Here is a 6000-nt window from a genome sequence, read left to right as displayed (position 1 = left end):
GGTTGAAGTCTTCGAGGCGGCGGCCCATGCGCAGGGCTGTGGCGCGGTCCCACTGTTGGTTGGCGTCGACCATCAGTGGGACGTCGGGGCCGATGTGGTCCCGGATGCCGGCGACCCGGCGGAGGTCTTCCGTGCTGTCCGGCAGGCCTACTTTGATTTTGATGCCGCCGATTCCTTCCTCGATGGACCGGCTGGCCCGGTCCTTGACTTCTTCGAGGGTGGCGTTGAGGAAGCCGCCGGAGGTGTTGTAGGTCCGTACCGAGTCGCGGTACGAGCCCAGGAGCTTGGCCAGTGGCAGGCCCGCGCGTTTTGCCTTCAGGTCGTACAGGGCGATGTCGATGGCGGCCAGGGCCTGGGTGGCGACGCCGGAGCGGCCCACGGAGGCCCCGGCCCACAGGAGTTTGGTGTAGATCCTGGCGATGTCGTTGGGGTCCTCGCCGATCAGGCCTTCGGCGACCTCTTTGGCGTGGGCGTACTGTGCCGGTCCTCCGGCCCGTTTGGAGTAGCTGAAGCCGATGCCCGAATGCCCGAGTTCGGTGGTGATCTCGGCGAACAGGAAGACCACCTCGGTCATGGGCTTCTGCCGGCCGGTGAAGACTTTGGCGTCGCTGATGGGAACAGTGAGCGGCAGGCGCGCGGTGGACAGGTTGACGTGCCGGATCAGATCGACAGTACTCATTGATACTCCTAGGGGCGTGACTGGGCTCCATCGCCCACCTCTTTAGGATATAAGTTGATAACTTGTATTACAAGTTTGGGCTTTTGTTGCGCTCACCACTCCGGGATCGTGGCAGGAATAGCGCCGGGCTGCGGTGCTGTTGACCCAGGCATGAAAGCAATTACCTACAGCGAATACGGCAGCCCCGACGTCCTTGAGCTCACCGAGCAGCCAATGCCGAAGGTGGGTCCGGGAATGGTCCTGGTCAAGGTGAAGGCGGCTGCAGTCAATCCGGTGGACTGGAAGATCATGGCGGGTTACCTGGATGCGGCCATGGACCTGCAGTTCCCTGCGATCCCGGGATGGGATGTGGCAGGCGTGGTGGAGTCGGTGGGAATCGATTCCCGGCAGTTCAAACCCGGCGACGAAGTGATCGCCTACGGGCGCAAGGACTACGTCCACGGCGGCAGCTTCGCCGAATACATTGCCTTGCCCGAAAGGCTCCTGGCGCGGAAGCCCGCCGCCCTTGACTGGAACGGGTCCGCAGGCCTTCCGCTGGCGGGCTTGACTGCCTACCAGGTGCTGAACCGCCTTGGCCTCAGCGCAGGCGAGACCGTACTGATCCATGGCGGCGCCGGCGGCGTGGGATCCCTGGGCATCCAGATTGCCGTGGCGCTGGGCGCCGAAGTCATTGCGACGGCGTCGGAAAAGAACCACGATTTCCTCCGCTCCCTGGGCGCGCACCCCGTCACGTATGGTGACGGTCTTGCCGACCGGGTCCGGCCCCTGCGGCCCGGCGGGGTGGACGTGGTTGCCGATTTTGTCGGCGGCAACCTGGCGGCCACCCTCGACGTGCTTGCAGAAGGCGGACGGCATGCCTCGATCGCCGACAGTGACGTTGAAGAGCATGGCGGCACCTGGATGTGGGTCAGCCCTGTCGGCGCCCAGCTTCAGGAACTGGCGGACCTGGTGGATGAGAGGAAGATGCGGGTGGAGGTTGCCGAGGTGTTTCCCCTGGCCCGGGCCGCGGATGCATTCCGGCTCAACATGGAGGGGCATACCCGGGGCAAGATCGTGGTGACGGTGGATCACACAGTCTGAGTCCGCAACTGCCCGCTATTTCCTGATTGCGCCGAAGCCTGCAATCAGCGCCTCGAGTCCGAGGCGGAAGGCGGTGTCGGCCGGGCGGCCGCGTTCCTGCCCGGCCGAGGTCTCCTGCCCTGATGCCGAATGTCTCACGGCCGCCGTGAAATAGGGCGTGGATTCCGCCATTGAACCGGCGTCGAAAATGTCCTCGGGCGCCGTGACGTCGTAGGCGGAGCCGAAGATAAAGGACTCCAGTGCCACGATGGAGGGTACGATCCGGTCCTGGGGAAAGCCGGCGTCCGAAAATCCCTTGCTGACGGTCTCGTACATGGCGAGGGTCTGCGGGGCATCCGTCACAGGCAGGACGGCGATGACGGGGATCAGCGGGGTGTGTTCTGCAAAGACATCCCGGTAGCTCCAGGCCCAGGTGCGCACGGCGTCTTCCCAGCTGCTGCCGCCGAATCCGGAGACATCCACCAAGGACATCAGATGGTCCTCCACCAGGAGCAGCACGTCGTGCTTGGACGCCACGTGGTTGTAGAGGGCGGACGGCGCAACGTCCAACACCTTGGCGAGGGCGGCCATGGTCAGCCCGTCATAGCCTTTGCGGCTGACCAGCTTCAGCGCGGCCGAGGTAATCCCCGCTTTGTCCAAAACCGCCGCCGACGGCCTGCCCGCCCGCCTCTTCTGCGCGCCCCCGCTGGTGGCGGCGCGTCCCTGTGCGGCTGATAGTGCCGGCATTCCTGCCCTTTCGTCGGTGGTCTCCAGCATTATTCCATCCGGGACTTCCGCTCCCGGATGCCACCGGTTATAGTTCTACTAAATGAATGCCATTCATTTAGTGGTTTCCATCACTAGGGAAGCCGAAGAGAGGACATCATGCTGAACCTGAACCGCGACGTCGTGGTCGTTGGAGCCGGGCCGTCCGGACTCACCGCCGCCCGTGAACTGAAGAAGGCCGGCCTCACCGTCGCCGTACTTGAGGCCCGCGACCGCGTGGGCGGCCGCACCTGGACGGACACCGTGGACGGCGCCATGCTCGAGATTGGCGGCCAGTGGGTTTCCCCGGACCAGACCGCCCTCCTGGAACTCCTTCGGGAACTGAACCTGGAGACCTACCCGCGCTACCGCGACGGCGAGTCCATCTACATCGGCGCGGACGGCACCCCCGTGCGCTACACCGGCGACTCCTTCCCCGTGGACGCGGACACCGCCGTCGAAATGGACCGCCTGGTGGCCCTCCTGGACGGCCTGGCCGCCGAGATTGGCGCCACGGAACCGTGGGCCCACCCGAAGGCCCGCGAACTGGACACCATTTCCTTCCATCACTGGCTGCGGCAACACTCGGCCAACGAGGAAGCCTGCAAGAACATCGGCCTCTTCATCGCGGGCGGCATGCTCACCAAGCCGGCCCACGCCTTCTCCGCCCTGCAGGCGGTCCTGATGGCCGCCTCCGCCGGCTCGTTCACCCACCTGACGGACGAGGACTTCATCCTCGACCGGCGCGTTGTGGGCGGGATGCAGCAGGTTTCGCTGCTTCAGGCGCAGGAACTGGGCGACGACGTCGTCCTGGACTCCCCGGTGCGCACCATCAACTGGGAGCAGGATGCCGACGGCGGCTACCGGGTCGCCGTCGAGTCTGACCGCGCTACCGTCAACGCCCGGTTTGTGGTCATGGCCGTGCCGCCCAACCTCTATTCCCGAGTCTCGTTCAACCCGCCGTTGCCGCGCCGCCAGCACCAGATGCACCAGCACCAGTCCCTGGGCCTGGTCATCAAGGTCCACGCCGTCTACGCCACTCCTTTCTGGCGGGACAAGGGACTTTCGGGTACCGGCTTTGGCGCGGATGCTTTGGTGCAGGAGGTCTACGACAACACCAACTACGGAGATTCCCGCGGCACGCTGGTGGGCTTCGTCTCGGATGAGAAGGCGGACGCCGTCTTTGAGCTCAGCGCCGACGCCCGGAAGAAGGCCATCCTGGAATCCATTGCCGGCTTCCTTGGCGACGAAGCCCTGGCTCCGGAGGTTTACTACGAGTCCGACTGGGGCTCGGAGGAGTGGACCCGGGGCGCCTACGCTTCCAGCTACGACCTGGGCGGCCTGCATCGTTACGGCAAGGACCAGCTGGCACCCGTGGGTCCTATCTACTGGTCCTCGTCCGACCTGGCCGCGGAAGGCTACCAGCACGTCGACGGTGCCGTCCGCATGGGGCGCCTGACCGCCGCGCGCATCGCCGAGGTGGCGAAGGTTCCGGTTGCCGCCGGCTGGTAAATAAGCATGCTTACTAATAGGCTGGCGGCGGGGAGCGTCCCCGACTTCAGACGAACGAGGTGAGGCATGACTGACGCGCAGAGCATCAGCAAGGTTACTGAGATCATCAACGATGCCAAGATCGGGATGGTCACCACCATCAACGAAGAAGGCGCCCTCGTCAGCCGGCCGCTGGCAGTCCAGGAGGTCATGGACGACGGCGATATGTGGTTCTTCACCGGCCTGGGCACCTCGCAGGTGGCGCACGTCCGGGCAGATCCGCGCGTCAACGTCGCCTTTGGCAAGAACACCGAATGGGTTTCCGTTGCCGGAACCGCCGAGGTGGTCACGGACCGGGCCAAGATCCACGAAATGTGGAACCAGGTGGTCGAGGCGTGGTTCCCCGACGGTCCGGACACCCCCGAAGTGTGCCTGCTCCGGGTCGAATCGGACTCCGCGGAGTACTGGACCAGCCCGGGTGGCACTGCGGCCACCGTGCTGCAGTGGGTGAAGTCTAAGGTCACCAACAGCCGGATTAGTGTTGGCGAGAGCGGAACCGTGGAGCTTTAGCAGAACCAGGGGGCGGAGCGGCTACGGCTGCTCCGCCCTCTTCAACGCCTGCAGGACTGCCGGCAGCAGCACGTCATTGCGGCCCCACAGCGGATCCAGGATCTCCACGTACCAGGAGTCCGCGAGGAGCAGGGCCAGGGCATCGTTGGTTTCCACGGCCCAGTCCCGGATCTGTTCCTCTTCCACCGGGTTTTCGCTGGAGCCGAGGACCGTGGTCACTTCCGATCCGGCGATGGTGACGGGGATGGCTGCGCTGCTGGCCTCGCCAGGCGCGTGCGCCACCGTCACCAGTTCGGTGCGGGTGGACAGCGCCAGCAGTTCACCAGCGGTGGCGGCACTGCAGAAGCCCGTGACGTATTCGCGTTGCGCCGCCGCACCGTCCCGGATGCCAGGTTGGGATTCCTTGGTGAACAGCCCGTGCCGGTTCAGCTCGGCCAACGCTCCGGCAATGGGCCTGGTCTCGTCGTCGGAGCCCGGGGCAAAGTGCCCGGGCTGGTAGGAACTCCCGCCCTCCAGCCACCGGGCCGTCAGTTCCCCGGCGGCCTCAAGGGTGGTGGCTTGGCGCCAGACTCCACGGTCCTCCAACAGCCGGCCGAACTTGTCATGGACCGGCACTTCCTCAGGCTTCATCTTCGGATGCTATCGCCGGGGCGGCGGCCCGATCCACCGCCCCCGACACAGCAGTTAACCTCAGCCGGCCCGGTCGGCCGGCTGGCGGGATGGAATTCCGGAAGCCCGTTCGGCCGCCGCCAGGGTTGCCGCCAGGCTCCCGACGGCGTCCGGGTACTTCGCGTGCGCGGCAGTGCGCAGCTGGTCCGCCGTGCGCATCGCCTTGATCAGGGCGGAGGTCTCCGGCAGGCGCACGTCCGTCAGGGCGGGGTAGTCGATCATGCTGGCCGGATCGAGCTCATAGCGGCGCCAGCGGAGCAAAAGCTCGTCATGCCGAGCCGTCGCCGCCTGATGGGCAGAGAGCTGCCGGCGGTGCTCACGGCGGCCCGCATGCCAGGCCAGGTACCGGGGGGTGGCGTGGTGGGCGGCAATTCCCGCGGCCACCGCCGCGCCCGCCATGACAAGCCCGGACCAGGGGGACACCATCGCAGGGATGATCAACGCCGGAAGTGCAACGCACGAGCCCAGGAAAAGGTCCCAGAACAGCTGGTCCGGCACCTCGGCGGCGCGGCCCTTGGGTCCCAGTGCCCGGCGTCTTACGGCAAAAACTGTGGCGGCCACGCTGGCAACCAGGACCGGACCACACAACAGGACCGCCCACGCACCTTGATGCAGTCCCTGGAACAGGAATTCGGCCATGGCTGACATTGTGCACCTCCAGCGCCCGCAGGCCCCGGCCGGAACGCCCGGGCTGGTCATTCCATTGCATCGTCTTCCGGGCACCGCGTCAATGGCGTCAGGGAATGGCCACAGGGGGTACTGCAAAG

Annotated in this window: 7 protein-coding genes; 3 read left to right on the top strand and 4 right to left on the bottom strand. The window is 65.9% G+C overall.

Annotated features, from left to right (window positions below; translation table 11 throughout):
• Positions 1-679, bottom strand: a 679-nt coding sequence (locus DFO47_RS09210; protein WP_133831431.1) for a mandelate racemase/muconate lactonizing enzyme family protein, incomplete at its 3' end; no start/stop codon positions are given.
• A gap of 150 nt (positions 680-829) precedes the next feature.
• On the opposite strand from DFO47_RS09210, the gene DFO47_RS09205 reads away from it, so the two are divergent.
• Positions 830-1759: an NADP-dependent oxidoreductase gene (locus DFO47_RS09205; RefSeq protein ID WP_133831430.1), complete on the top strand. Its 930-nt coding sequence runs from the start codon at positions 830-832 to the stop codon at positions 1757-1759.
• Positions 1760-1774: 15 nt separating this feature from the next.
• On the opposite strand, the gene DFO47_RS09200 is transcribed toward DFO47_RS09205, so the two are convergent.
• A complete protein-coding gene (locus DFO47_RS09200; RefSeq protein ID WP_133831429.1) occupies positions 1775-2515 on the bottom strand; it encodes a TetR/AcrR family transcriptional regulator C-terminal domain-containing protein in 741 nt (246 codons plus the stop codon).
• A 108-nt stretch (positions 2516-2623) separates the two neighbouring features.
• Here DFO47_RS09200 and DFO47_RS09195 point away from each other — a divergent pair, with 108 nt between their 5' ends.
• Both DFO47_RS09195 and DFO47_RS09190 read left to right on the top strand, forming a co-directional pair.
• The gene (locus DFO47_RS09195) at positions 2624-4015 is read left to right on the top strand and encodes an NAD(P)/FAD-dependent oxidoreductase (protein ID WP_133831428.1); all 1392 of its coding nucleotides are present in this window, start codon (positions 2624-2626) and stop codon (positions 4013-4015) included.
• Positions 4016-4081: 66 nt separating this feature from the next.
• Positions 4082-4564, top strand: a complete 483-nt coding sequence (locus tag DFO47_RS09190; RefSeq protein ID WP_133831427.1) for a pyridoxamine 5'-phosphate oxidase family protein — start codon at positions 4082-4084, stop codon at positions 4562-4564.
• Positions 4565-4585: 21 nt separating this feature from the next.
• Here DFO47_RS09190 and DFO47_RS09185 read toward each other — a convergent pair whose 3' ends face one another.
• Positions 4586-5194 (bottom strand): hypothetical protein, encoded by a 609-nt coding sequence (locus DFO47_RS09185; RefSeq protein ID WP_133831426.1) that lies wholly within the window; start codon positions 5192-5194, stop codon positions 4586-4588.
• Positions 5195-5254: 60 nt separating this feature from the next.
• The gene (locus DFO47_RS09180; protein ID WP_243835405.1) at positions 5255-5872 is read right to left on the bottom strand and encodes a hypothetical protein; all 618 of its coding nucleotides are present in this window, start codon (positions 5870-5872) and stop codon (positions 5255-5257) included.
• Positions 5873-6000: the final 128 nt, after the last annotated feature.

This window comes from Arthrobacter sp. AG258 (assembly GCF_004364695.1).
Classification (GTDB): domain Bacteria; phylum Actinomycetota; class Actinomycetes; order Actinomycetales; family Micrococcaceae; genus Arthrobacter.
This window is presented reverse-complemented; position numbering and strand designations above follow the sequence as displayed.